The 23,409-nt window shown below is 69.8% G+C and carries 20 protein-coding genes and 2 tRNA genes; 4 read left to right on the plus strand and 18 right to left on the minus strand.

What is annotated here, in order from left to right; genetic code table 11:
• The first annotated feature begins 12 nt into the window (after positions 1–12).
• Positions 13–546, plus strand: a complete 534-nt coding sequence (gene yjgA / locus MNO14_RS11135) for a ribosome biogenesis factor YjgA (protein ID WP_241943811.1) — start codon at positions 13–15, stop codon at positions 544–546.
• A 77-nt stretch (positions 547–623) separates the two neighbouring features.
• Here the strand turns inward: yjgA and tldD are convergent, their stop codons facing one another.
• The 4 genes from tldD to MNO14_RS11155 form a co-directional block, all read right to left on the minus strand.
• Positions 624–2,087: a metalloprotease TldD gene (tldD, locus tag MNO14_RS11140; protein ID WP_241943812.1), complete on the minus strand. Its 1,464-nt coding sequence runs from the start codon at positions 2,085–2,087 to the stop codon at positions 624–626.
• A gap of 67 nt (positions 2,088–2,154) precedes the next feature.
• On the minus strand, positions 2,155–6,030 hold the full coding sequence (locus MNO14_RS11145; RefSeq protein ID WP_241943813.1) for a YhdP family protein: 3,876 nt from the start codon (positions 6,028–6,030) through the stop codon (positions 2,155–2,157).
• Positions 6,031–6,039: 9 nt separating this feature from the next.
• Complete coding sequence (rng, locus tag MNO14_RS11150) at positions 6,040–7,554, minus strand: ribonuclease G (RefSeq protein WP_241943814.1); 1,515 nt, start codon at positions 7,552–7,554, stop codon at positions 6,040–6,042.
• Between the two features lie 6 nt (positions 7,555–7,560).
• Complete coding sequence (locus MNO14_RS11155) at positions 7,561–8,160, minus strand: Maf family protein (protein ID WP_241943815.1); 600 nt, start codon at positions 8,158–8,160, stop codon at positions 7,561–7,563.
• Positions 8,161–8,282: 122 nt separating this feature from the next.
• On the opposite strand from MNO14_RS11155, the gene MNO14_RS11160 reads away from it, so the two are divergent.
• The 3 genes from MNO14_RS11160 (at position 8,283) to MNO14_RS11170 (ending at position 10,072) form a co-directional block, all read left to right on the plus strand.
• Positions 8,283–9,011: an SIMPL domain-containing protein gene (locus MNO14_RS11160; RefSeq protein WP_241943816.1), complete on the plus strand. Its 729-nt coding sequence runs from the start codon at positions 8,283–8,285 to the stop codon at positions 9,009–9,011.
• A 1-nt stretch (position 9,012) separates the two neighbouring features.
• Positions 9,013–9,186, plus strand: coding sequence for a hypothetical protein (locus MNO14_RS11165; RefSeq protein ID WP_241943817.1), 174 nt, complete (start codon positions 9,013–9,015; stop codon positions 9,184–9,186).
• Between the two features lie 199 nt (positions 9,187–9,385).
• Positions 9,386–10,072, plus strand: a complete 687-nt coding sequence (locus MNO14_RS11170) for an energy transducer TonB (RefSeq protein ID WP_241943818.1) — start codon at positions 9,386–9,388, stop codon at positions 10,070–10,072.
• A gap of 326 nt (positions 10,073–10,398) precedes the next feature.
• Here MNO14_RS11170 and MNO14_RS11175 read toward each other — a convergent pair.
• From MNO14_RS11175 to MNO14_RS11240, 14 genes are all read right to left on the minus strand, one after another.
• Positions 10,399–10,475, minus strand: a tRNA-Arg gene (locus tag MNO14_RS11175).
• 104 nt (positions 10,476–10,579) lie between these two features.
• Positions 10,580–10,672 (minus strand) — tRNA-Ser (locus tag MNO14_RS11180).
• Positions 10,673–10,724: 52 nt separating this feature from the next.
• Complete coding sequence (csrA, locus tag MNO14_RS11185; protein ID WP_241943819.1) at positions 10,725–10,940, minus strand: carbon storage regulator CsrA; 216 nt, start codon at positions 10,938–10,940, stop codon at positions 10,725–10,727.
• 157 nt (positions 10,941–11,097) lie between these two features.
• On the minus strand, positions 11,098–13,740 hold the full coding sequence (gene alaS / locus MNO14_RS11190; protein ID WP_241943820.1) for an alanine--tRNA ligase: 2,643 nt from the start codon (positions 13,738–13,740) through the stop codon (positions 11,098–11,100).
• Positions 13,741–13,896: 156 nt separating this feature from the next.
• A complete protein-coding gene (locus MNO14_RS11195) occupies positions 13,897–14,352 on the minus strand; it encodes a regulatory protein RecX (protein ID WP_241943821.1) in 456 nt (151 codons plus the stop codon).
• Positions 14,353–14,494: 142 nt separating this feature from the next.
• On the minus strand, positions 14,495–15,529 hold the full coding sequence (recA, locus tag MNO14_RS11200) for a recombinase RecA (RefSeq protein ID WP_241946323.1): 1,035 nt from the start codon (positions 15,527–15,529) through the stop codon (positions 14,495–14,497).
• A gap of 195 nt (positions 15,530–15,724) precedes the next feature.
• Positions 15,725–16,372 carry a transcriptional repressor LexA gene (gene lexA, locus MNO14_RS11205; RefSeq protein WP_241946324.1) on the minus strand — a complete coding sequence of 216 codons (648 nt, stop codon included), beginning with the start codon at positions 16,370–16,372 and terminating at the stop codon, positions 15,725–15,727.
• 51 nt (positions 16,373–16,423) lie between these two features.
• The gene (gene truD / locus MNO14_RS11210) at positions 16,424–17,512 is read right to left on the minus strand and encodes a tRNA pseudouridine(13) synthase TruD (protein WP_241943822.1); all 1,089 of its coding nucleotides are present in this window, start codon (positions 17,510–17,512) and stop codon (positions 16,424–16,426) included.
• A complete protein-coding gene (gene ispF, locus MNO14_RS11215; protein ID WP_241943823.1) occupies positions 17,509–18,000 on the minus strand; it encodes a 2-C-methyl-D-erythritol 2,4-cyclodiphosphate synthase in 492 nt (163 codons plus the stop codon). Before ispF ends, truD begins: the two co-directional genes overlap by 4 nt.
• A gap of 90 nt (positions 18,001–18,090) precedes the next feature.
• Complete coding sequence (gene ispD, locus MNO14_RS11220; RefSeq protein WP_241946325.1) at positions 18,091–18,804, minus strand: 2-C-methyl-D-erythritol 4-phosphate cytidylyltransferase; 714 nt, start codon at positions 18,802–18,804, stop codon at positions 18,091–18,093.
• Positions 18,804–19,151 carry a cell division protein FtsB gene (ftsB, locus tag MNO14_RS11225; protein ID WP_241943824.1) on the minus strand — a complete coding sequence of 116 codons (348 nt, stop codon included), beginning with the start codon at positions 19,149–19,151 and terminating at the stop codon, positions 18,804–18,806. The genes ispD and ftsB overlap by 1 nt, the downstream gene beginning before the upstream one ends.
• A 15-nt stretch (positions 19,152–19,166) precedes the next feature.
• Entirely contained in the window at positions 19,167–20,453 is a 1,287-nt protein-coding gene (eno, locus tag MNO14_RS11230; protein WP_241943825.1) for a phosphopyruvate hydratase, read from the minus strand.
• 132 nt (positions 20,454–20,585) lie between these two features.
• Entirely contained in the window at positions 20,586–21,419 is an 834-nt protein-coding gene (kdsA, locus tag MNO14_RS11235) for a 3-deoxy-8-phosphooctulonate synthase (RefSeq protein ID WP_241943826.1), read from the minus strand.
• 183 nt (positions 21,420–21,602) lie between these two features.
• Positions 21,603–23,267: a CTP synthase gene (locus tag MNO14_RS11240; protein ID WP_241946326.1), complete on the minus strand. Its 1,665-nt coding sequence runs from the start codon at positions 23,265–23,267 to the stop codon at positions 21,603–21,605.
• Positions 23,268–23,409 lie beyond the last annotated feature (142 nt).

The following is a 23,409-nucleotide window of genomic DNA, read 5'->3' on the forward strand; positions in this document are numbered from 1 at the left end:
TATCCTGTTGCGATGAGAGGCATAGACGAAGACAGCGGCGAGTACCTGAGCCCGAGCCGCAAGCAGCAGCGCCGCGAGGCGCTGGAAGTCCTGTCGCTGGCCGAGGCGCTGGTGGCGCTGCCCGACGGACGGTTGGCGAAACTGCCGGTACCCGACGCGCTGCTGCCGCACATCGCCGAGACCCGCCGGATCACTTCGCACATCGCGCGCAAGCGGCAGATGGCGTTTCTGGCCAAGCAGATGCGCCGGGAGGAAGACGAGACGCTGGAGGCGATCCGCGACGCGCTCGACGCCGGCGGCGAGGCCTCGCGCATCGAGACCGCGATGCTGCACCGCGCCGAGAGCTGGCGCACGCGCCTGCTCGACGAGGGCGACGCCGCGCTGGCCGAACTGCTGGAGGCCTACCCGCAGGCCGACCGCCAGCGCCTGCGCCAACTGGTGCGCAATGCGCTGGCCGAGCGGGCCAAGCACAAGCCGCCGGCGGCGTTCCGGGAGCTGTTCCGGCTGCTGCGCGACACGGTGGCGCAGAAGACCGAAGCACCGTGAAGCACTCTCGCTGACCGGCTGCATGCGCTCGACCGTGCTGGTTGGCATCACCAAACCCGCCCCACCCGTTCCCACGCTCAAGCCTGGGTACCGCCCACGGTGAGTCCATCGATCAGCAGCGATGGCTGGCCCACGCCCACCGGGACGCTCTGGCCATCCTTGCCGCAGATGCCCACGCCGTCGTCGAGCGCCATGTCGTGGCCGACCATGCGCACGCGCTGCATCGTCTCGGGCCCATTGCCGATCAAGGTGGCGCCCTTGACCGGCGCGGTGATGCGGCCGTCCTCGATCAGATAGGCCTCGGTCGCCGAGAACACGTACTTGCCGCTGGTGATGTCGACCTGGCCGCCGCCGAAGTTGACCGCGTACAGCCCTTTTTTCACCGAGCGGATCATGTCCTGCGGGTCGTCGCGGCCGGCGAGCATGTAGGTGTTGGTCATGCGCGGCATCACCCGGTGCGCGAACGACTCGCGGCGGCCGTTGCCGGTCGAGGCGACACCGCTCAGGCGCGCGTTGAGGGTGTCGTGCATGTAACCGGTCAGCACGCCGTCCTCGATCAGCGTGGTGCATCGGGTCGGCGTGCCTTCGTCGTCGACATTCAACGAACCGCGACGACCAGCCAGCGTGCCGTCGTCGACGATCGTCACCCCGGGCGCGGCCACGCGCTGCCCGACACGACCGGCGTAGGTGCTGGTGCCCTTGCGATTGAAGTCGCCTTCCAGGCCATGGCCGACGGCCTCGTGCAACAGCACGCCGGGCCAGCCGGCGCCGAGCACGACCGGCATCACCCCGGCCTGCGCGTCGACCGCCTCGAGGTTCACCAGCGCTTGGCGCAGCGCTTCGCGCGCGAAGTGTTCCGGGCGTCCGTCACCGAGCAGTTCAGCATAGCTGTAGCGCCCGCCGTAGCCGGCATAGCCGGACTCGCGGCGCCCGTCCTGCTCGACCAGCACCTGGATGTTGAGCCGGACCAGCGGCCGCACGTCACCGGCGAGCACGCCATCGCTGCGCGCGACCAGGATGGTGTCCACGCCGCCCGTCAGACTGACGCTGACCTGCTGCACGCGCGGATCGGCGGCACGCAGGAAGCGGTCGATCCGGCGCAGCGCCTCGACCTTTTCCGCGCTGCCCAATGCGTCGATCGGGTCGCCGGACGGGTAGAGATCGTGCGCGCGCGCACGCACCAGCGCCTGCGGCGCATGCGCGCGGCCGTCGCGGGCGATCGCACGCGCCGAACGCGCCGCGCCGAGCAGCGCCACCGCATCGATGTCATCGGAATACGCCAGGCCGGTCTTCTCGCCGCTGATCGCGCGCACGCCCACGCCCTGCTCGATCGCATGCGAGCCGCTCTTGACGATGCCGTCCTCGACCGACCAGCTCTCGCGGCGCGCATGCTGAAAGTACAGGTCGCCGAAGTCGATGCCCGGGCCGAGCAAGGCGGAAAAGGTGCGGTCGAGGTGCGCGCTGTCGAGGCCGGCGGGCAACAGCAGACGGGACTGCGCGAGCGCCAGCGCGTCGCCGGTCGAGGGGGAGAGATCGGTCATCTCTGAAGTGTGGGGCCTGGTGGACGAATGGCAACCCACCGCGCGCTGCGGCGACGTCGGCGATCGGCTAAGGGCCGGTCGACGGCGACGGCGTCGCCTCCGGCGGCGGTGCATCGCGGCGCTCGACGACCTCGACCTTCGGATCCTGCCAGGGGCCGCTGACGTGGTAGTTGCGCGCGCCCATCTCGGCCAACGGCCGCCGCAGCACTGCATTGGCGACCGCGCCCACCGCCGCGCCCACTGGACCTGCGGTCAGCGCACCGACCGCGGGCAGCAGGTTGCCGGTCTTGGGCAGCACTTCGATGTTCTGGTCGTGGGTGCGCGCCTGCAGGTCGGCGGTGCCGCGGATGCGGATTTCCGCCGCAGGGCCATCGATCGTCACGCCATCGCTGCGGGCCAGGCCCTGGCCGAAGCGGATCTCGCCGGCAATCCGGCTGAAGCCGAAGCCGCGGTTGAAGAAATCGCGGAAATCGAGCATCAGCCGGCGCGGCAGCTCGGCCACGCTCAGCAGGCCCAGCACACGTCCGGCCCCGGGCTCGACCTCGACCAGTTGGCCGTCCTTGACCGTCACCTGCAGCGCGCCTTCCAGCGATGCGACCGCGAACGCATTGGGCGCGCCGGGCCAGGCGGCATCGAAGTCCACCCGCCCCTGGCCGCCGACGATACTGCCAGCAAATCCAAGACCGGATGCCAGCCGACCGAAATCATCGCTCTCCAGATCGGCCTCGAGCGTTGTCCGCGCACCGGTGCCGCGTCCAGTCCAGTGGCCGCGCAGTTCGATCCGGTGCTGGGGCGACTGCACGCGTAAGTGATCGAGCGCGACACCACCGGGCACAGGCACCAGGCTGCCGTCGGCGGTGCCGAGTTGGAGAGTGCCGACGCGCAGGTCCTCGACCGCCAGCCGGATCGGCCGCAGCGTCGCCGGATCGATCGTGTCGGCATCGTCGCGGGGCGCTGGCGGCAGCGGTGGCGGTGGCGGTGGCCCTGCCGACGATGCCTCGCCCGGCGCCTGCGGCTGCATCGGCCAATGCAGCCGCTGCAGCGTCGCGACCACCGGCGCACCGTCGGCGTCGGGCACACGCACGCCTCCCGCGAGCGCCGCACCATCGAAACGCAGGTTGGTGCCGGCGCCCTGCCGGACCGCGGTGATCCGGGTCTGGCCGAAGCCGGCGCCGGGCAGGCGCAGGTCGAGCGCTGTCAGGTCGATGCCGACCAGGCGCGGCGCATCCTCACCGTCGTCGTCGCTGGCCGCCAAGCCGAGCCAGTCAACGAGTTCGATCACCGGGGTTCGCCCGCCGATCGCGATGCCCGACGCCGGCGGCGCCTCGGCGACACGTGCGCTGCCGAACATCAGACGCACGCCGGTCCCGGCATCGCGCGCACGCGCACGCACCGCGAGCCGATCGCCGAATCCAACCGCGATGTCGCCAGCATCGAACGGCAGCGGCGTTTCGATCGTCGTGCGCAGCGCTTCGCCGGCCGGTTTGGCCAGCGGCGCTGGCAGCCGCAACGCGGTGCCGACCAGATCCGAGCGCAGCAGCAGGCGCGCCGGCGCCTGGCCCGGCGCGGGCGCGCGCGCCACCGAGACCTGCACCTGCCAGGGCGCCGCGCCGTCGACATGCGGGCGCAGCCAGTTCAGATCGGGCGCGCGGGCGAGCAGATCGCCGGCGGCGAGCGTGGTGTCGAGCTCGGCTTCGAACGCCTGGGCGCGATCGCGCACATGCCCCTCGCCCGCGCGCAGCGCCAGCGTGCCGACGCGCCCCTCGGTGCGAGCCGCCAGGCGCTCACCGGAAAACCCGTTCTGGTCGAACCGCGCGCTGCCGCGCACGCCGGCGAAGTCGAGCGAAAAACGGCGTTCGCGCGCCGACACGCCGTCCAGCGCGACGCTGCCGTCGAGCCGCACTGGCGCGCCGTGCGGCACCGCCAGCGTCAGTGCGACGCGCGCCGGACCGGACACCTCGAGGTTGTCGAGCGTCTCGGCATGCTCGGCGTGGAACGGGCTTTGCTGCATCAGCGTCAGCAACGCGCCGGCATCGGCCTGCGTGGTGGCGCGGACGTCGACCGGACTGTGCGAATAGTGCCGCATGCCGGCCTCGATCGTGCGCACCGGCACCCCGGCCAGTTCGCCCTGCGCGTCCTCGACCGAGAAGCCATCGTTGACGAAACGCACCCGCCCGCGCATCCGCTCCAGCGCCGGCCAGTCGTCCTGAAAGCGGATCGTCGCATCCTCGATCCGCGCCCGCGCGTCGAACACGCCCCGTCGATCATGTCCGTCGGCGCTGCTGAAAGGCCAGTCGCCCAGTTCGCCGGAGACGATCGCACGGCCGTCGCGGACGGTGCCGGCGACCAGCGCCATATTCAGCCACTCCATCGCGGCTGCCGGCATTTCATGGCGCACCCAGAATTTCTTGGCGATCGGCACCTGCGCCGGGTCGACCACCGCCGCTAGGTCGATACGCGGGCGGGCGCCATTGCCGTGGAACGCCAGGCCACCGCGCACGTCCGCGGCGTAGCCATCGCCTTCGATCCGCAGCGCCGGTGTCTCGACACGCCAGTCGCCATCCTCGCGCCAAGCGGCGATCTCGCCCTCGAGCCGCAGCGGATGCGGCACGCCGAAGCCCTTGGGCCAATCGAACACCGGACGGGCCTTTGGATCAGGACGGAAGACCAGGCCATCGGCATCGCCGGCCAGGGTGCCGGTCAGCCCATGCAGCCCCGGCGTCGTTCCGACCGGCGCGAATCCCAGATTCTCGATGCGCGCGGCGACACGGGCCGGTCCGCCGGGCAACGCGGCGACCTCGACATCGGCCAGCACCGCCTGGGGCGCTGCGGTCTGCAGCCAGTCGCGCAGCGACGGCGACAGGCCATCGCCGAGCGCGGCCAGCGCCAGCAGCGGTGCGACCTCGACGCGTGCGGCGCGCATGGCGTAACGCGAGCCGCCGGCCAGCACCAGCCCGTCGAGCGTCTGCTCGCGACCGTGCTGAACCATGCGCAGCGTCGGCGCGTCGAGTCGCCAGTCCGCGCCCTCGTGCTCCCAGCGCAGTTGTGCGCGCACGCCGTCGAATGCCACCGCGCCTTGGGCGGCGCTCCGCTGCCCGCTCGGCACGGCGCGTCGCAGCGACAGCGTGTCGAGCGCGATGTCGGCCGTGGCCGCGACCACCCGGCGATCACGCAGTTCCAGCCACGCCGCGACCCGGCCGTGACCTTCGCCGATCGCCGCACCGCTGGGCGCCAGCAACGGCGACCAGACCTGAAGGTCGTTGCGCGGCATCGCGACGTAGGCGCGGCCGGTGAGGTCGTCGCGCAATAAATCGACCCGCAGATCCAGCGGCGCCCCGTCGACCTCGACCCAGGCCTTGGCCGCGGCACGCACCCGGCGCCGGTCGACCTGCATCCGCAGATCCACCCGCGGCAGTGTGTGCCGCAGCGACAGCGAGGGCGCATCGATCGTGAGTCGGGCGCCGATCACCTGCAGCTCGCCCAGGCCTTCGAGCGCGCCCAGCGGATCTTCGTTAGGCGTCGCGCTGCCCGGCAGACCGCGGACATGCCAGCCGCCGTCGTCGTCGCGCTCAAGGGTCAGCGCCAGCCCCTGAATCCGCAGCTCGGTCAGCGAGCGGCCCGGCAGCAGGCCCGAATACGGCGCGACCTGGATCTCGGCGCTGTCGATCGGCACTGCGGTCGCCGGCTCGCCGATGCGCAGCCCGGTCACCCGCAGCAGCGGCCCGCGCCGGCTCCACTCGGTACGCAGGGTCTCGAAGGCGACCGGCCGGCCGGCGCGCTCGCTGAGCCAGCGCTCGACGCTGCGCGGATTGCGCTCGGCCCACGGCAACGCCAACTGCGCCAGCGCCACGGCGCCGATCGCGATCAGCACCACCGACAACGCCGCCACGTACAACGCGCCCAGATGCGCGCGTCGCAGGCGCTTCGCCCACGCCGCGGTCATCGTCGTGCCCTAGAGCAGCACAACGTCGAACTGCTCCTGCAGGTACTGGTCGTCGGACTGGAACCGGATCGACTTGCCGAGGAACTCTTCGAGCTCGACCACCGCAGCAGACTCTTCGTCGGTGATCGCCATCACGACCTTGGGCGAGGCGATCACCAACAGCCGGTCGGCATCGAACTGGCGCACCGCGCGCACGATCTCGCGGAAGATCTCGTAGGTCACCGTCTCGACGGTCTTGACGATGCCGCGGCCGCCGCAGGCGCCGCACGACTCGCCGAGCTGGCGCTGCAGGCTCTCGACGGTGCGCTTGCGGGTCATCTCGACCAGGCCCAGCGGTGAGAAGTCGTAGACGGTGGTCTTGGCATGGTCGCGCGCGAGCGATTTTTCGAGCGTGCGCAGCACTTGGCGGCGGTGCTCGGGGTCGGCCATGTCGATGAAGTCGATAATGATGATGCCGCCCAGGTTACGCAGCCGCAGTTGCCGGGCGACCGCCTGCGCGGCCTCCAGGTTGGTGCGGAACACCGTCTCCTCGAGGTTGCGCTGGCCCAGGAACGAGCCGGTGTTGACGTCGACGGTGGTCATCGCCTCGGTCTGGTCGATCACCAGCGTGCCGCCGGACTTGAGCGGGACCTCCTTGTTGAGCGCCCGCTGGATCTCGTCCTCGACCCCGTACAGGTCGAAGATCGGTCGCGACCCGGCATAGCATTCGATCCGGTCCACCAGCCGCGCCTGCTCGGCCGGTCCGGGCGCCGGCAGGTACTGCGCGGCGAACACGCACAGCTTTTCGTAGGTGTCGCGTGAGTCGACCTTGACCTTGTCGACATCGCGGCGCATCAGGTCGCGCACCGCGCGCATCGGCAGGGTCAGGTCCTCGTAGACCCGGCTGCCGACCTTCGCCTCGCCGACCGTGCGCTCGATCAGCGCCCAGGCCCGCTGCAGATAGGCGATGTCCTCGGCCAGCGCTTCCGCACTCTGGCCTTCGGCATTGGTGCGCACGATGTAGCCGTGGCCGCCGGTGGCGGCGGCCAGCTCGGACACCAGCGTCTTGAGCCGCACCCGCTCGGCCTCGTCCTCGATCCGCGCCGACACGCCCACCGCGCGCGACTGCGGCAGCAGCACGAGGTAGCGCGAGGGAATGCTGATCTGGGTCGTCAGCCGTGCGCCCTTGCTGCCGATCGGGTCCTTGACCACCTGGACGACGATTTCCTGCCCGTCGCGCAGCAGCTCGTTGACCGGCAGCGTCGGCCCGGACGGCGGGAACAGGCTCTCGCCGTCGCCATCGCCGTTGGCCTGCGGCGCGCGCATCACGTCGTTGGCGTGCAGGAAGGCCGCGCGCTCCAGGCCGATGTCGACGAACGCCGCCTGCATGCCCGGCATCACCCGCTGCACCCGGCCCTTGTAGATGTTGCCGACCACCCCACGCCGCCAGCCGCGCTCGATGTGCAGCTCCTGCAGCATGCCGTTCTCGACCACGGCCACGCGCGTCTCGCGCGGGGTGACGTTGATGAGGATCTCTTCCGACATGCGGGCTCAGGCCTCCTGCGCGTCGGCGACGAACGGCCGCGGCGCCAACCCGAAATCGCGCAGCAGCGCACCGGTCTGCTGCAGCGGCAGGCCGACCACGCCCGAATAGCTGCCGGACAGGTGCGCGACGAACAGCGCCGCACCGCCCTGAATCGCGTAGCCGCCGGCCTTGCCGCGCGGCTCGCCGGTGGCGACATAGGCCGCGATGGTCGCCTCGTCGAGCGGCGCGAAGGTGACATCGGTGATCACCATCGTCTGGGCCTGTCGATCGGCGCCGACCAGCGCCACCGACGAGATCACCTGGTGCGTCCGCCCCGAGAGCTTGCGCAGCATCGAGGCAGCTTCGGCATCATCGCGCGGCTTGCCGAAGACGTCGCCATTGAGAACAACCTCGGTGTCGGCGCCGAGCACGACCGCGCCGGGCTCGGCTGCCAACGTGCGCAGCCCTGCACCGGCCTTGTCGCGTGCGACACGACGCACGTACTCGTCCGGGCCCTCGCCCGGATCACGGCACTCGACGACATCGACGTCAATGACCCCGAACGGGAGTCCGAACTGGGCCAGCAAGGCGCGGCGGCGAGGGGATTGCGAGGCGAGATACAGCATCCGGCAAGGATACCGCGCAGCGGCCGCGCAGCCGTCGACACCACGGGGATCAACCCCGTTCCGGCTCACGACCCGTTCACTGCCCCGTGACGACCCTTGTTCCGTCGTCCTTGGAGACCACCATGCGCCCCAATCCGCTTCGCCCCTTGCTGCTTGCCTGCAGCCTTGCCCTTGGGACCGTTTCGATGACTGCCACCGCCCAGGACCCTCAGGTCGCCACCCCCGCCGACGGCACCATGCTGTCGATCTCGGCCAGGGCCGAGGCCAGCCGCGTGCCCGACATCGCGACCCTGTCGACCGGCGTGGTCACGCAGGCCGTCGACGCCAACGGCGCCATGCGCGCCAACGCCGAACAGATGACCCGGCTCACCGCTGCAATCAAGGCCGCCGGCATCGCCGAGCGCGACGTGCAGACTTCGGGCATCAACCTGAGCCCGCAGTATCACTACGCCGACAACCAGCCGCCGACGATCACTGGCTACCAAGCCAGCAACACGGTCAATCTGAAGGTCCGCGACCTGCGCCGGCTCGGCTCGGTACTCGATGCCCTGGTCGCCAGTGGCGCCAACCAGATCAACGGGCCGACGTTCGAGATCGACAATGCCGAAGCGGTGGAGGACGAAGCCCGCGCCGCAGCGCTGAAGCTGGCGCAGCAGCGTGCCGAGCTCTACGCCAATTCGCTCGGCATGCGCGTGCGGCGGATCGTCAGCATCAGCGAGGGCGGCGGCTTCGCCCCGCCCCGTCCGGCGATGGCAATGCGCATGGTGGCGCAGGACGCCTCCACCCCGATCGCGCCGGGCGAAAGCTCGCTCAGTGCGAACCTCAATGTCGTGTTCGAACTGGGCCGCTGACATGAGCCGCAAGGACACGCCGCCCGTCGCCCCGCCCAAGCCGGGCCAGACGCCGGGCTACTCGGAGAATCACCCGCGCGACCACGAGGAGGCGCGCCAGCCCGACCCAAAGCGCAAGCGCAATCCGGACGAAGGCGGTCTGGACCGCGAACCGGAAAGCATGCCCGGCGAATGACGCGCCAGGCGGTCCGGTCGCGCACCGCGCGGCCGGACCGTCTGTCCGTCGGTAACGACCACCCGTCGCGGGCCGCTTGCCTCGCCGCAGCATCGGTGCCCAGTTTGCAGGCAGACACGGCGACCGTGCCCGGCGCTGCCGGGGCCCGGGTCGCCACGCTTCCGCTGGCCGCCCGGCCGGCACGATAAGGAGGTGGCGCATGGTGCTGCAGCAGACCGCTCCCCGTATGCGGGGCTTCGCGAACCCGGACCGCCGTCCGGACCCGGTCCGGATCGTCGGCATCGCCGGCACCCTCGCCTTCAATGCCGTGGTGTTGTCGGTCCTGCTGGTGCCCGCAGGCGGCAGCGACCGGCTCTCCCTGCCCGATGCCTCGCCGCAGCTCGAGTTTCGGTGGCTGACGCCGCCACCGCCGGTGCCGCCGCGGCCGCCAGAGATCGGCGAGATCGTCGCACCGCGATCGCTGCCACAGGCCGTCGCCACACCCACACCGGTCGCGCCCACGATCGACAGCGCGGCCGTCGCCGTCCCCACACCCGGCCCGGTCACGGCGCCCGCATTCGGTGACGAGGTCGCGGTGGCGCCCCCCGCACTGACGGCCCCCATGAGCGGCGCGCAGCTGCAATACGCCGCCGCACCGCCGCCGCCCTATCCGCGCGCCTCGCTGCGCGCCGGCCATACCGGCGTGGTGCAGCTCGAGGTGCATGTGGGCATCGATGGACGGCCGCTGTCGGTGCGGGTGCACCGCAGCAGCGGGTACCGCGACCTCGACCAGGCCGCGCTGCGACAAGTGCAACGGCACTGGACGTTCCAGCCGGCCATGCGCGACGGTCGGCCGATCGAGGCGATCGGCGTGGTCCCGATCGCCTTCGATCTCGACCGCGGCTGAGCGCTGCAGCCGGCGCACCGGCACGTCCGGTGCGCCGGAAAACGCGGAACACCCGCGCGGCATGGCGCGACCGTGCAGACGTGGCCGCGCGTATCGACGGGCACCCCACGGTGTGCGTCGGCGTTCGCCTGCGAAACGATGCGATGCGCAGACCCGCAATTGCAGCGACGTCGCGCGCGGGACGTCCTGCCCGTTTACGTGTCATCGCGCCGGCCTGTCGACGATGCTGTCCGTAGCGCGCCGGACTCGAAGTAGGAACTTTGCGACGAGCGAAACAATAGGCAACAAAAAAGCCGACGATCTCGCGTCGGCTTCTCTGTTTGTTCTGGCGCGCCCGGAAGGATTCGAACCTCCGACCCCCAAGTTCGTAGCCTGGTGCTCTATCCAACTGAGCTACGGGCGCCTTGAACAGGAGCGGAATTTTGCAGGTAAAGCAAAATTCCGTCAATGCCTTTGCGAAGATTTTTTTTCTTTCGTCGGTGTCGCCGACGTCGAAAATCCAGGCAATGGCGGAGAGTGAGGGATTCGAACCCTCGATGGAGCTTTTGACCCCATACTCCCTTAGCAGGGGAGCCCCTTCGGCCTCTCGGGCAACTCTCCGAAGCATCACGTCATGCGACCAATCGCGCGACGCGGTGCGAAGGATACCGACTCACCGCGTCTGCGGCAAATCCTCGTCCACATCGGCCTGTGCGTCGACGCCTTCGCCACGGTGGATCCGCTGGTAGATCTCCTCGCGGTGGACGGCGACGTCCTTGGGCGCAGTGATGCCGATGCGCACCTGATTGCCCTTCACGCCCAGTACCGTCACCGAGACCGAGTCCCCAATCATCAACGTCTCACCGACGCGACGGGTCAGAATCAACATAGAAATCTCCTGAGGCCGGCGTGGAACGCCCCACCGGCGGGGCCTGAAATTCGGACCGTTCTCGACCTTGGGAACCGATTACAGACCAATTGAACCGTGAAGGATGTCGTCTCGAACGCGGCTGGTCAACCGGGTCCGAAACGTGTTTAGCGTGCGCTTATCCGATCCGCGCCCGGACCCAGGCCTCGACATCGGCCAGTGCCGATCGCAATGCGGGGCCATCCTCGCCGCCGCCTTGCGCCAAATCCGGGCGCCCACCGCCTTTACCACCGATCCGTCCTGCGATCTCCGACAGCAGTTCGCCGGCCTTGACGCGACCGCTCGCACTGCCCGCCACACCCGCGACCAGCGCGGCCCGGCCATCGCTGGCGCCGGCGAGCACGATGACCGCATCGCCCAGTTGCTGCTTGAGCCGATCGACCGCATCGCGCAGCGCCTTCGCATCGAGTCCCTCGACGCGTGCGGCCACCACTTTGGTTCCGCCGACGTCGACCGCGCCCTTGGCGAGGTCGGCCGTCGCACCGCTGGCCGCCTTGGCCTTGAGCGCGTCGAGCTCGCGCTCGAGTTGCTTCTGCCGGTCGAGCAGCGCCCGCAGCCGCTCGCCGACCTCCGCGCCGGTGCCGCCCAGCAACCCCGCGGCCTGCCGCAGCCGGTCCTCCTCGGCGCGCACATGGTCGAGTGCCGCCTGGCCGGTCAGCGCCTCGATCCGGCGCACGCCGGCCGACACACCGCCCTCGGACACCAGCTTGAACAGCCCGATGCGACCGGTCCGGTCGACGTGGGTGCCGCCGCACAGTTCGACCGACTCGCCCATCGTGACTACGCGGACACGCTCGCCGTACTTCTCGCCGAACAGCGCAATCGCACCGGCGTCGAGCGCGGCCTGCATGTCCATCTGCTCGATCGAGACCGGATGGTTGGCCCGGACCTCGACGTTGACCCGGCGCTCGATCTCGGCGAGTTCGTCGGCCGCGACCGGCTGGAAATGCGAGAAGTCGAAGCGCAGGCGCTCGGGCGCCACCAACGAACCCTTCTGCGCGACGTGCGTGCCGAGCAGTTCGCGCAACGCGCCATGCAGCAGGTGGGTCGCGCTGTGGTTGAGCACGATCGTGCCACGGCGCTCGGCATCGACCGCGCCGTGCACACGGTCGCCTCGCCGCAGCGCACCGTCGACCAGCCGACCCAGGTGACCATGGAACTGGCCGGCAAGTTTCTGCGTGTCGCTGACTTCGAAGCGCGCCCCCTCGGCCTCGAGCACGCCGGTGTCGCCGACCTGCCCGCCCGACTCGCCATAGAACGGTGTGCGGTCCAGGATCACCACCGCCTCGTCGCCTGCCTCGATCGCATCGACCGGGCGACCGTCCTTGAGCAGCGCGACGACCTCCAAGCCGTCCGCCTGCGTCGCGTCGTAGCCGACGAACACGGTCGGCGAGAGCTGCGCGACCAGTTCGGCCGGCAGCGCCGTGCCCGACGCGAAGCGTCCTGCCGCGCGCGCGGTCTCACGCTGGCGCTGCATCGCGGCGTCGAAGCCGGCCATGTCGACCTCCAACCCGCGCTCACGCGCGATGTCGGCGGTGAGGTCGAGCGGGAAGCCATAGGTGTCGTAGAGCCGGAACGCATCCTCGCCGGGAATCGCGCCCTCGCTGCGGGCGGCGACCTCGTCGAAGATGCGCATGCCGGCATCGAGCGTCTCGGCAAAGCGCTCCTCTTCGGCGCGCAGTGCGCGTTCGACCAGCGTGCGCTTGTCGCGCAACTCCGGATACGCCTCGCCCATCGTCGCGTCGAGCGTGTCCACCATCGCGTGGAAGAACGGCTGACGCACGCCCAGCATCCAGCCGTGGCGCAGCGCGCGACGGATGATCCGGCGAAGCACGTAGCCTCGGCCCTCGTTGGAGGGCAGTACGCCGTCGACGATCAGGAAGCTGCAGGCGCGGATGTGATCGGCGATCACGCGTAGCGACTTGTTCTCCAGGTCCGCGGTGCCGGTGAGTTCGGCGGCCTTGCGGATCAGCGCCTGGAACAGATCGATTTCGTAGTTGCTGTGCACGCCCTGCAGGATCGCCGCCAGACGCTCCAGGCCCATGCCGGTATCGACACAGGGCGCGGGCAACGGCGCCAGCGTACCGTCGGCCTGACGGTCGAACTGCATGAACACCAGGTTCCAGATCTCGATGAAACGGTCGCCGTCCTCGTCGGGCGAACCGGGCGGGCCGCCGGGAATGTGCGCGCCGTGGTCGTAGAAGATCTCGGTGCACGGACCGCAAGGGCCGGTGTCGGCCATCTGCCAGAAATTGTCGGAAGCGAACGGCGCGCCCTTGTTGTCGCCGATGCGCACGATGCGGTCCTCCGGCACCCCGACCATGTCGCGCCACAGCGCGTACGCCTCGTCATCGGTCTGATAGACGGTGACCAGCAGGCGTTCGGCCGGCAGCTTCCAGACTTCGGTCAACAGCTCCCAGGCCCAGGCGATCGCGTCCTTCTTGAAGTAGTCGCCGAACGACCAGTTGCCGAGCATCTCGAAGAACGTGTGGTGACGCGCGGTGTAGCCCACCGCATCGAGATCGTTGTGCTTGCCGCCCGCGCGCAGGCAGCGCTGCACGTCGGCCGCACGCACATAGCTGCGCTTTTCCGCGCCCAGGAACACGTCCTTGAATTGCACCATGCCGGAGTTGGTGAACAGCAGCGTGGGATCGTTGCCCGGCACCAAGGGCGCCGACGGCACGATGGTGTGGCCCTTGCTGCGGAAGAACTCGAGGAAATCGCTGCGGATCTGCGCGGTCGTGGAGCTGTGCGTGGTCATGTGCCTGGCGTGACGGGACGGGCATGCCCCAGGCCGGGAATCACCGCCGTTGGCGGGGCCGGTCCGGAACTCGCGCCCAAGAACCGCAAGATTAGCAGGCCGATCGCCCGCGATGGCCCACCCGTCCGCCCGGGCGCCATCGGCACCGCCGGGAATTCAGCGCTCGCGCAGTCGCCGGACCGCGGCGTAGGCGAGCTCGCCGCCGAAGCCGCGCCGAAGCAGAAAATCCACGGCCTTGCGCCGGAGCACCGGATCGGCCTCAAGCGCAGCCCCGTCGTAGCGCCGGGCCAGCAGGTCGCAGGCCCGGGCCTGCCAGTCGCCCTCGCCCTCCTCGTCCAGCGCGTCGAGTGCGGCCGCAACCTGCGCCGAATCGAGCTGATGCATCGCCAGTTCGGCCTCGATGCGCAGCGGTCCGTAGCCATTGCCCGCGCGCGCGCGGGCCAGACTGGCCGCGAATCGGGTGTCGTCCTGCCAGCCCTCGCGGGTCATCCGCTCGACCGCAGCGTCCGCGTCCTCGGTCTCGACCCCTTTGGACAGCAGCTTGCGCCGCAGTTCCAACTGCGAGTGCTCGCGCCGCACCAGCAACGACAGCGCCCGTTGCGCCGGGGTCATCTGGCGACCGCGCCGACGCGGGGTTGCGGCCTCAACTGCATCGCCCTCATCGGCCACCAACGCGCTGCCCCGCCCAACGTCCGGCACGGGACCATCATGGTCCCCGATGCCGGACACTAGCCGGGCGCCCGCAGCCTTGGCCTCAGTCTTCGGCGGCGTCTTCGCCATTGCCCGCCACCACGACAGCCGGCATCAGCCGTTCGCGCAGCGCGGCCTCGAGCCGGGCAGCGACTTCCGGGTTGTCCTTGAGGTACTGCCGCGCGTTCTCCTTGCCCTGTCCGATGCGCTCGTCGCCGCAGCTGTACCAGGCACCCGCCTTGTCGACCAGCTTGGCTTCCACGCCCATGTCGATCAGTTCGCCTTCGCGGCTGATGCCCTCGCCGTAGAGGATCTCGGTGACGATCTGCTTGAACGGAGGCGCCATCTTGTTCTTGACGACCTTGATGCGCGTCTGGTTGCCGATGATCTCGTCGCCCTTCTTGATCGCGCCGATGCGGCGGATATCCAGGCGGACCGAGGCGTAGAACTTCAATGCGTTGCCGCCGGTGGTGGTTTCCGGGCTCTGGCCCGGCATCATGATGCCGATCTTCATGCGCAGCTGGTTGATGAAGATCACCATGCAGTTGCTGCGCTTGATGTTGCCGGTGAGCTTGCGCAGCGCCTGACTCATCAGGCGCGCCTGCAGGCCGGGGAGCTGATCGCCCATCTCGCCTTCGATCTCGGCCTTGGGTGTGAGTGCGGCGACCGAGTCGACGACCACCATGTCGACGGCGTTGGAGCGCACCAGCATGTCGGCGATCTCCAGCGCCTGCTCGCCGGTATCGGGCTGCGACACCAGCAGGTCGTCGAGATTGACGCCGAGCTTGGTGGCGTAAGTGGGGTCGAGCGCGTGCTCGGCGTCGATGAACGCCGCGGTGCCGCCGGCCTTCTGGCACTGGGCGATCGTCTGCAGCGTCAGCGTGGTCTTGCCCGACGACTCGGGCCCGTAGATCTCGACCACCCGGCCCTTGGGCAGGCCGCCGATGCCGAGCGCGAGGTCGAGCTGCAGCGAGCCGGTGCCGATGACCTCGGCCGCCTCAGCGGTGCCGTCGCCCATGCGCATCACCGAGCCCTTGCCGAACTGCTTCTCGATCTGGCCCAGGGCGGCCGCGAGCGCGCGCTTCTTGTTCTCGTCCATCGTGGTGGTCCTTGTCATTCGTGTTCCGGGAAGTTGGAGGCATCGTTGCAGGCCTGGATCGCACAGGCTGCGACGCGATGCGGTGATCTCGATCCTGCACCGCCATCGGCGTGCAGGTCAGCGGGGGAGTCCGCACGCGACCTTCGGGATACTCCCCGTCGGCCACCGGACGGCGTGCGGTTCATCGGGCGGCCGTCACCGGTTCGGCCTGACGAGGCCGCAGTACAGGCCCTCGATCGCGAAATCCTGATCGGGCAGCACCTCGATCGGGGCGTAGTCGGGATTGCGCGGCAGCAGGCGGATCCGGTCCTTGCCGATCTTCAGCAGCTTGACGGTGATCGCGTCGTCGAGCCGGGCGACGACGATCTGGCCCGATTGCGCGTCGCGCGTGCGGTGCACGCCGATCAGGTCGCCCTCGAAGATGCCCTCGTCGCGCATCGAATCGCCCTTGACCTTGAGCAGGTAGTCGGGCGACGGCGAGAACAGCACGCGGTCCAGCACGATGTAGTCGTCCGGAGTGGGCATGTCGTCGGGGGCGTGGGCGCCGATCGGCATACCGGCGGCGACCTGCCCGAGCACCGGCAACCGCAGCGCGTCGCCGGATACGACTTCCGCCAGCGTCGCCTGCTGTGTGGCGACACGCAGGCGAATCCCGCGTGCGCGGCCGGGCAGCCGTTCGATGGCGCCGGCGGCCTCGAGTGCGTCGAGGTGGTACTGCGCGGCGCGGACGCCGCTGAATCCGAAGGCGCGGGCGATCTCGGTCTGCGAGGGCGGCATGCCCTCGTGCTCGATGCGGTCGGCGATCATGTCGAGGATCGCGTGTTGGGTCGGCGACAGGTCCATGATGAGTAGTATTACTACTAATAGGCGGCTGAGCAAGCCCCCACCTGCGCCTCAGTCGGCGGCCTCCGGGGGCAAGGTCCGCGGCACGGCGGCGTTGGCGATGGTCCCCAATTCGGCGAGGACCGCGGTCGCATAGCAGCCCGGCGGCAGCGCGAACGCCACCTGCAGCAAGGCCTCGCCCTGCCAGGTCCAGGCCAGCGCGCCAGGCAGCAGGCGGGTCGCGCGGCGCTCCTGAGATAGGCCGGCATGCTCAAGCCCCTCGCGCAGGGCCAGCGCGCGCGCATCGGCCAGCGCCGCCAGTTCGACTTCACGGGCAGCACCGACCACCCGCGGCTCGCCCCGACCCCATAGCGGCCCGGTGGGATGGATGTCGTGGGCAGCGACCCGCGCGGCCAGCGTCTCGCTCCACGGCTCAGGGCCGAACACGCTGCGGCTACCGTCGAGCATCCACACTTCGCCCTCGCAGCCGGTCGCCCAGGTGCCGGCGGTCACGCGCGCCGCCAGCACCTGGTTGAACAGCGCCGAACGCGCCGAGGACAGCAACAGCGCACGCTGCTCGCGGCCCAGCCGCCGACGCGGCGCGGCGAAGAAGGCCAGCGCCTTGTCGACATTGCCGCCGCCATGGCCGAAGCGCTGCTCGCCGAAGTAGTTGGGCACGCCGTCGGCGGCGACCGAGCGCAGCCGGGCCTCGATCGCCGGGCGGTCGCCGGCCACGTCGCGCAGGGTCAGCACGAAGCGATTGCCGGCCAGCGCGCCGCGCGGCAGCTTGCGTGCATGCCGCGACGTCGCGAGCACCCGCAGCCGCTGACCGGGGCCCTCGCCCATTGCCTCGAGCGCCGCGATGTCCGGGTCATCGCGACCGGGCAATTGCACGGTGAAGCGCTGGGTGGTCAACGCGTGGCGGTCCTTGAGCCCGGCATAGCCAACCGCGCGCTCGTCGACGCCGGCCCATTGCGCGAGCAGCCGCGCGACGAAAGCGGTGTTCATGCCGCGCTTTTCGATCGTCAGCAGCAGATGTTCGCCGCTGCCCGAAGGCGCGAAGGCGTCGAGCTCGTCGACCCGGAAATCCTCGGCGTCCTGGCGGATCGTCGCCGACAGCACCGCCTGCCCGTGGGCGCGCGGCAGCGCGGGCGCACTCACGCGGCGACGAGCAGGCAGGCGGCCTGCGCGGCGATGCCCTCGCCGCGACCGGTGAAGCCGAGGGTTTCGCTGGTCGTGGCCTTGACGCTGACGCAGTCCAGTGCGACCCCGAGGTCAGCGGCAATCGCCTCGCGCATCGCCTGCGCATGCGGGCCGACCTTCGGCCGCTCGCAGATCACGGTGACGTCGGCATTGCCGACCCGCCAGCCGCGTTCGCCGAGCAGCGCATTGCAATGCCGCAGCAGCGCGCGGCTGTCGGCGCCCTTCCAGCGGTCGTCGCTGGGCGGGAAATGCACGCCGATGTCGCCCAGCGCGAGTGCGCCGAGCATCGCATCGCACAGGGCGTGCAGCGCGACGTCGCCGTCGCTGTGGGCCAGCACCCCGCGCACATGCGGCACACGCACGCCGCCGATCATCACGTGGTCGCCGTCGCCGAACGCGTGGACGTCGAAGCCCTGACCGATGCGGAAACGAGGCGTGTCGGACATGGTGCGCACCTGTGGGAAGGGGGCCGCAGCTTGCCACGGTTCGCCGGCAAGACAAGCGCAGAGCGCGCGCAGCGCCGCTTGGGCGTGGCGTCAGCTGCGCTGCGAGAGCTCGAACGCGAAGCGCGCCAGATCGGCCGGGGTGGTGATCTTGAAGTTGTCGTCGCGGCCCTCGACCAACAGCGGGCGGGCCCCCTGCCGCTCCATCGCCATCGCCTCGTCGGTCACAGTGATACCGGCGGCATGCGCGGCTTCGAGCGCACGCCCCAGCTGCAGACGGCGGAACAACTGCGGGGTCAACGCGCGCCACAGCCGCTCACGCGGCTCGGTGCCGTCGATGCCGCCATCGTCGCCGGCCCGTTTGAGGGTGTCGCGCACCGGCGCGGCGAGGATCGCCCCGACCGGATCGGTGCGCCCGCGCTCGAGCAAGGCGTCGAGATCGGCGGCGGCGAGATTGGGCCGCGCAGCGTCATGGACGAGCACGAAGTCGTCCGCGCGTACGGTCTCGGGCAGCGCGTGCAGCCCGGCGAGCACCGAATCGGCACGGTTGTCGCCGCCGTCGGCGCGCAGCAGCGGTGTGTCGCCCAGCCCGGCCCGCAGCTCGTCGAGGTCCACGGCGTCGCTGGCGGCCAGCACCAGCACGATGCCGGCCACGCCCGGGTGGCCGGCCAGGCACGCCAGCGTATGCGCCAGCACGCTGCGCCCTCCGACCTCCAGGTATTGCTTGGGCACCTCGCCACCGAAGCGCGTGCCACGACCTGCGGCGGGCACGATGGCCCACAGCCCGCCGCGCGCGGGCTCGGCGATCACCGGCCGTCTCCGCCGTCCTGGCCCTGGCCGGCCGTGTGCTCGGCCGGCAACGGCGCCACCCGCGCATCATCGACCACCCGGTAGAAGGTCTCGCCGGGCTTGATCATGCCCAGCTCGCCGCGCGCGCGCTCCTCGATCGCGGCTTCGCCGGACTTCAGGTCGGCAACCTCGGCGGCCAGCGCGTCGTTGCGCTGCTGCAAGCCCTCGTTCTGGCGGGCCTGCGCCTCGACCCGCGCACGCAACTCCTCGACCTGCGTCGTCCCGCCGACGCCATACCACAGCCGGTACTGCAACCAGCCCAGCAGAACGGTTAGCATCAGCATGACGACGAGGATCGCGCGCATGGCGGTGGCCCGGGATCAGCGCTTGAGCGAGACGAACGCGTCGCGGCCGGCGTAACGGGCCTGCCCGCCCAGCGCCTCCTCGATCCGCAGCAGCTGGTTGTACTTGGCGACACGGTCGCTGCGGCACAGCGAGCCGGTCTTGATCTGCGTGGCGGTGGTGGCGACTGCAATGTCGGCGATCGTCGTGTCCTCGGTCTCGCCGGAGCGATGCGAGACGATCGCCGCGTAACCGGCCGCGTCGGCCATCGCGATCGCCTCGAGGGTTTCGCTCAGCGTGCCGATCTGGTTGACCTTGATCAGGATGGCGTTCGCGGTCTGCGAGTCGATGCCTTCCTTGAAGATGCGCGGGTTGGTCACGAACAGATCGTCGCCGACCAACTGCACCTTCTGGCCGATGCGCTCGGTCAGCAGCTTCCAGCCGGCCCAGTCGTCCTCGGCCATGCCGTCCTCGATCGTGACGATCGGGTACTGCGCGGCCCAGTCGGCGAGGAAATCGACGAACTGCTCGCCGCTCAGACGCTTGCCCTCGCCCACCAGGTGGTACTTGCCGTTGTCGTGGAACTCGCTCGAGGCCACGTCCAGGCCCAGCAGCACGTCCTCGCCCGCGGCGTAGCCAGCCTTGCCGATCGCCTCGAGGATGGTGTCAAGCGCCTCGACGTTGCTGCGGAAGTCCGGCGCGAAGCCGCCCTCGTCGCCTACCGCCGTGCTCAGGCCGTGGCCCTTGAGCACCGACTTGAGCGCGTGGAAGATCTCGGCGCCGGCGCGCAGCGACTCGGAGAAGCTCGAAAAACCGACCGGCAGGACCATGAATTCCTGGAAGTCGACGTTGTTGTCGGCGTGCGCGCCGCCGTTGATGATGTTCATCATCGGCACCGGCAGCACCGGCGTGCGGTCGCCAGCCAAGTGCTTCCACAGCGGCACCTTCTTCGAGGCGGCGAGCGCGTGTGCGTTCGCCAGCGACACGCCCAGCAGCGCGTTCGCGCCCAGCCGGCCCTTGTTCTCGGTGCCGTCGAGGTCGATCAGCCGTTTGTCCAGCCCGGCCTGGTCGGTCGCGTCGAAGCCGGCCAGCGCCTCGGCGATCGCGCCGTTGACGTTGGCTACCGCCTTGGTCACGCCCTTGCCCAGGTAGCGGGTGCGGTCGCCATCGCGCAGTTCCACGGCCTCGCGGGCGCCGGTCGACGCGCCCGAGGGCACCATCGCGCGGCCGAAGCTGCCATCGGCCAGGGTGACTTCCGCTTCCAGGGTCGGGTTGCCGCGCGAATCGAGGATTTCACGGGCGTGGATCTTGGCGATTGTGGTCATGGGCTCGCAGTGTCGTGTTGGACGGAGAATTCAGGGGAAACGCATTGTGGCCGCAGATGTCCGCCGATGGCGCGAATCGGTGCGCAGGACCGTTGGATCCGTCCGACCGCGCCCCCGCCCGTGCCAGGCGGCTCAGAGTTCGGTTTCGAGCAGGCCGTGGCGCTTGGTGATCGCGTCGAGCTCGAGCATGGTCTCCAGCAGCGCGCGCATCCGGTCCAGCGGCCAGGCATTGGGGCCGTCGCTGAGTGCCTCGGCCGGACGCGGGTGGGTCTCCATGAACACCCCCGCGACGCCAACCGCGACCGCCGCCCGCGCGAGCACCGGCACGAACTCGCGCTGGCCGCCGCTGGACGTGCCCTGCCCGCCGGGCAACTGCACCGAATGGGTCGCGTCGAACACGACCGGGCAGCCGGTGTCGCGCATCACGGCGAGCGAGCGCATGTCCGAGACCAGGTTGTTGTAGCCGAAGCTTGCACCGCGCTCGCAGACCATGATCGCGTCGTTGCCGGTGGACTTCGCCTTCTCGACGACCGGCTTCATGTCCCATGGCGAGAGAAACTGCCCCTTCTTGATGTTGACGGGCTTGCCGGCGCTGCAGACCTTCTTGATGAAATCGGTCTGGCGCACCAGGAAGGCCGGCGTCTGCAGCACGTCGACGACGCTGGCGACCTCGTCCATCGGCGTGTACTCGTGAACATCGGTGAGCACCGGCACGCCGATCTGCCGCTTGACCTCGGCCAGCACCCGCAGCCCCTCTTCCATGCCCGGGCCGCGGAAGCTGGTGCCGGAGGTGCGGTTGGCCTTGTCGAAGCTGGACTTGAAGATGAAGGGGATGCCCAGCGCGCCGGTGATCTCCTTGAGCTGGCCGGCGACGTCGAGCTGCAACTGCTCGCTCTCAATCACGCAGGGCCCGGCAATCAGGAAAAACGGCCGGTCGAGACCGACGTCGAAGCCACACAGTTTCATCAGTTTTCCTCCAACCGCCAGCAATCGCCCGTCGAGATCGATGCGATTTCACGAAAGGGGCAATGCGCGCCAGTCAACAACGGGGGGGCCATCACTACGTAGCACCCGGTTCTGAAACTTGGTCATCCGCGCAACCGACAGGCAGTGCAGCGGGAAGCACCACTGCGAACAAGGCCGATCGACTCACGCCTGCGCTTCCTTGAGCAACTTGCCGCCTGCCTTCTTCTCGCGCGCGGCGCGGATGAAGCCGACGAACAGCGGGTGGCCGGTGCGCGGCGTGGACAGGAACTCAGGGTGCGCCTGGCAGGCGATGAACCACGGGTGGTCGGGCAGCTCGATCATCTCGACCAGCAGGTCGTCCATCGACTTGGCCGAGATCACCAGGCCCGCGTCCTCAAGCTGGGTGCGGTAGCGATTGTTGAACTCGTAGCGGTGCCGGTGGCGTTCGCCGACCACGTCCTTGCCGTACAGCGCGCGGGCGCGGGTACCGGGCTTGAGCCGCTGCTCCTGCAGGCCCAGGCGCATCGTGCCGCCCAGGTCGCTGGTCTCGCTGCGCCGCTCGAGCTCGCCAGACTGGGTGCGCCACTCGGTGATCAGGCCAATCACCGGATGCGGCGACTGGCGGTCGTTCTCAGTGCTGTTGGCGCCTTCGAGCCCGGCGAGATTGCGGGCCACGTCGACCACCGCCGCCTGCATGCCGTAGCAGATGCCGAAGTACGGCAGGCCGGTGGTGCGTGCGCATTCGGACGCCAGCACCTTGCCCTCGAAGCCGCGGTCGCCAAAGCCGCCGGGCACGAGCACGCCGTCGACATCGGCCAGCCACGCGGCCGCGCCGTCGCGCTCGATGTCCTGCGACTCGATCCACTTCAGGCTCACGCGCGTGCGCTGGCGGATGCCGCCATGCTTGAGCGCCTCGCCAACCGACTTGTAGGCGTCCTTGTGGTCGACGTACTTGCCGACGACCGCGATCGTGACCTCGTCGAGCGGACGCTCGACCGCGTCGACGACGTCCAGCCACTCCGACAGATCGGCCGTCGGCGCGGCCTTGGCATCCAGGCCCAGACGCTGGACGATCAACTGGTCCAGGCCCTGGGCATGCAGCCACATCGGGATCTTGTGGATGTTGTCCAGGTCGACCGCCGAGATCACCGCCTTCTCGGAGACGTTGGTGAACGAGGCGATCTTGCGCCGCTCGCCGTCGGGCAGCGGCTGCTCGCTGCGGCATAGCAGCACGTCGGGCTGGATACCGATCGAACGCAGTTCCTTGACCGAATGCTGGGTGGGCTTGGTCTTCAGCTCGCCGGCCGCGGCGATGTACGGCACCAGCGTCAGGTGCATGAACACCGCTTTCTCACTGCCGCGGTCGGTGCGGATCTGGCGGATCGCCTCCAGGAACGGCAGCGACTCGATGTCGCCGACGGTGCCGCCGATCTCCACCAGCGCCACGTCGAAGCCCTGGGTGGCCTGATCGATCGCGCGCTTGATCGCATCGGTGATGTGCGGGATCACCTGCACCGTCGCGCCCAGGTAGTCGCCGCGGCGCTCCTTGCGGATCACGCTCTCGTAGATCTTGCCGGTGGTGATCGAGTTCTTGCCCGAGAGGCGGACGTTGATGAAACGCTCGTAGTGGCCCAGGTCCAGGTCGGTTTCGGCGCCGTCGTCGGTCACGTAGACCTCGCCGTGCTGGAACGGGCTCATCGTGCCCGGATCGACGTTGATGTAGGGATCAAGCTTCATCATCGTCACCCGCAGGCCGCGGGCTTCAAGGATGGCGGCCAGGGACGCTGCGGCGATGCCCTTCCCGAGGGAAGAGACCACGCCGCCGGTCACGAACACGAGCGGAGTGATGGAGCTGGTGGGGAGCGTCATGAGAACAGCGGTCGCTGGAAAGCCCCATTCTACAGGCTGCGGCGCGATCGCGCTGGGCATCGGCACCCGGATGGACGAACGCCCCGGCAGACCGGGGCGTTCGCGTCGTGGGAGGCGGGCG

This window comes from Luteimonas sp. S4-F44, assembly GCF_022637415.1.
Classification (GTDB): domain Bacteria; phylum Pseudomonadota; class Gammaproteobacteria; order Xanthomonadales; family Xanthomonadaceae; genus Luteimonas.

Excerpts from the sequence above, each read along its gene's own strand:
- MNO14_RS11170 (WP_241943818.1), top strand. The coding sequence starts at position 9,386 with ATGGTGCTGCAGCAGACCGCTCCCCGTATGCGGGGCTTCGCGAACCCG.
- MNO14_RS11145 (WP_241943813.1), bottom strand. The coding sequence starts at position 6,030 with ATGACCGCGGCGTGGGCGAAGCGCCTGCGACGCGCGCATCTGGGCGCG.
- eno (WP_241943825.1), bottom strand. The coding sequence starts at position 20,453 with ATGACCACAATCGCCAAGATCCACGCCCGTGAAATCCTCGATTCGCGC.
- lexA (WP_241946324.1), bottom strand. The coding sequence starts at position 16,372 with ATGGACCTGTCGCCGACCCAACACGCGATCCTCGACATGATCGCCGAC.
- ftsB (WP_241943824.1), bottom strand. The coding sequence starts at position 19,151 with ATGCGCGCGATCCTCGTCGTCATGCTGATGCTAACCGTTCTGCTGGGC.
- alaS (WP_241943820.1), bottom strand. The coding sequence starts at position 13,740 with ATGACCACGCACAGCTCCACGACCGCGCAGATCCGCAGCGATTTCCTC.
- csrA (WP_241943819.1), bottom strand. The coding sequence starts at position 10,940 with ATGTTGATTCTGACCCGTCGCGTCGGTGAGACGTTGATGATTGGGGAC.
- ispF (WP_241943823.1), bottom strand. The coding sequence starts at position 18,000 with ATGTCCGACACGCCTCGTTTCCGCATCGGTCAGGGCTTCGACGTCCAC.
- yjgA (WP_241943811.1), top strand. The coding sequence starts at position 13 with ATGAGAGGCATAGACGAAGACAGCGGCGAGTACCTGAGCCCGAGCCGC.
- rng (WP_241943814.1), bottom strand. The coding sequence starts at position 7,554 with ATGTCGGAAGAGATCCTCATCAACGTCACCCCGCGCGAGACGCGCGTG.
- kdsA (WP_241943826.1), bottom strand. The coding sequence starts at position 21,419 with ATGAAACTGTGTGGCTTCGACGTCGGTCTCGACCGGCCGTTTTTCCTG.
- MNO14_RS11195 (WP_241943821.1), bottom strand. The coding sequence starts at position 14,352 with ATGACCCCGGCGCAACGGGCGCTGTCGTTGCTGGTGCGGCGCGAGCAC.
- MNO14_RS11155 (WP_241943815.1), bottom strand. The coding sequence starts at position 8,160 with ATGCTGTATCTCGCCTCGCAATCCCCTCGCCGCCGCGCCTTGCTGGCC.
- tldD (WP_241943812.1), bottom strand. The coding sequence starts at position 2,087 with ATGACCGATCTCTCCCCCTCGACCGGCGACGCGCTGGCGCTCGCGCAG.
- MNO14_RS11165 (WP_241943817.1), top strand. The coding sequence starts at position 9,013 with ATGAGCCGCAAGGACACGCCGCCCGTCGCCCCGCCCAAGCCGGGCCAG.
- MNO14_RS11160 (WP_241943816.1), top strand. The coding sequence starts at position 8,283 with ATGCGCCCCAATCCGCTTCGCCCCTTGCTGCTTGCCTGCAGCCTTGCC.
- recA (WP_241946323.1), bottom strand. The coding sequence starts at position 15,529 with ATGGACGAGAACAAGAAGCGCGCGCTCGCGGCCGCCCTGGGCCAGATC.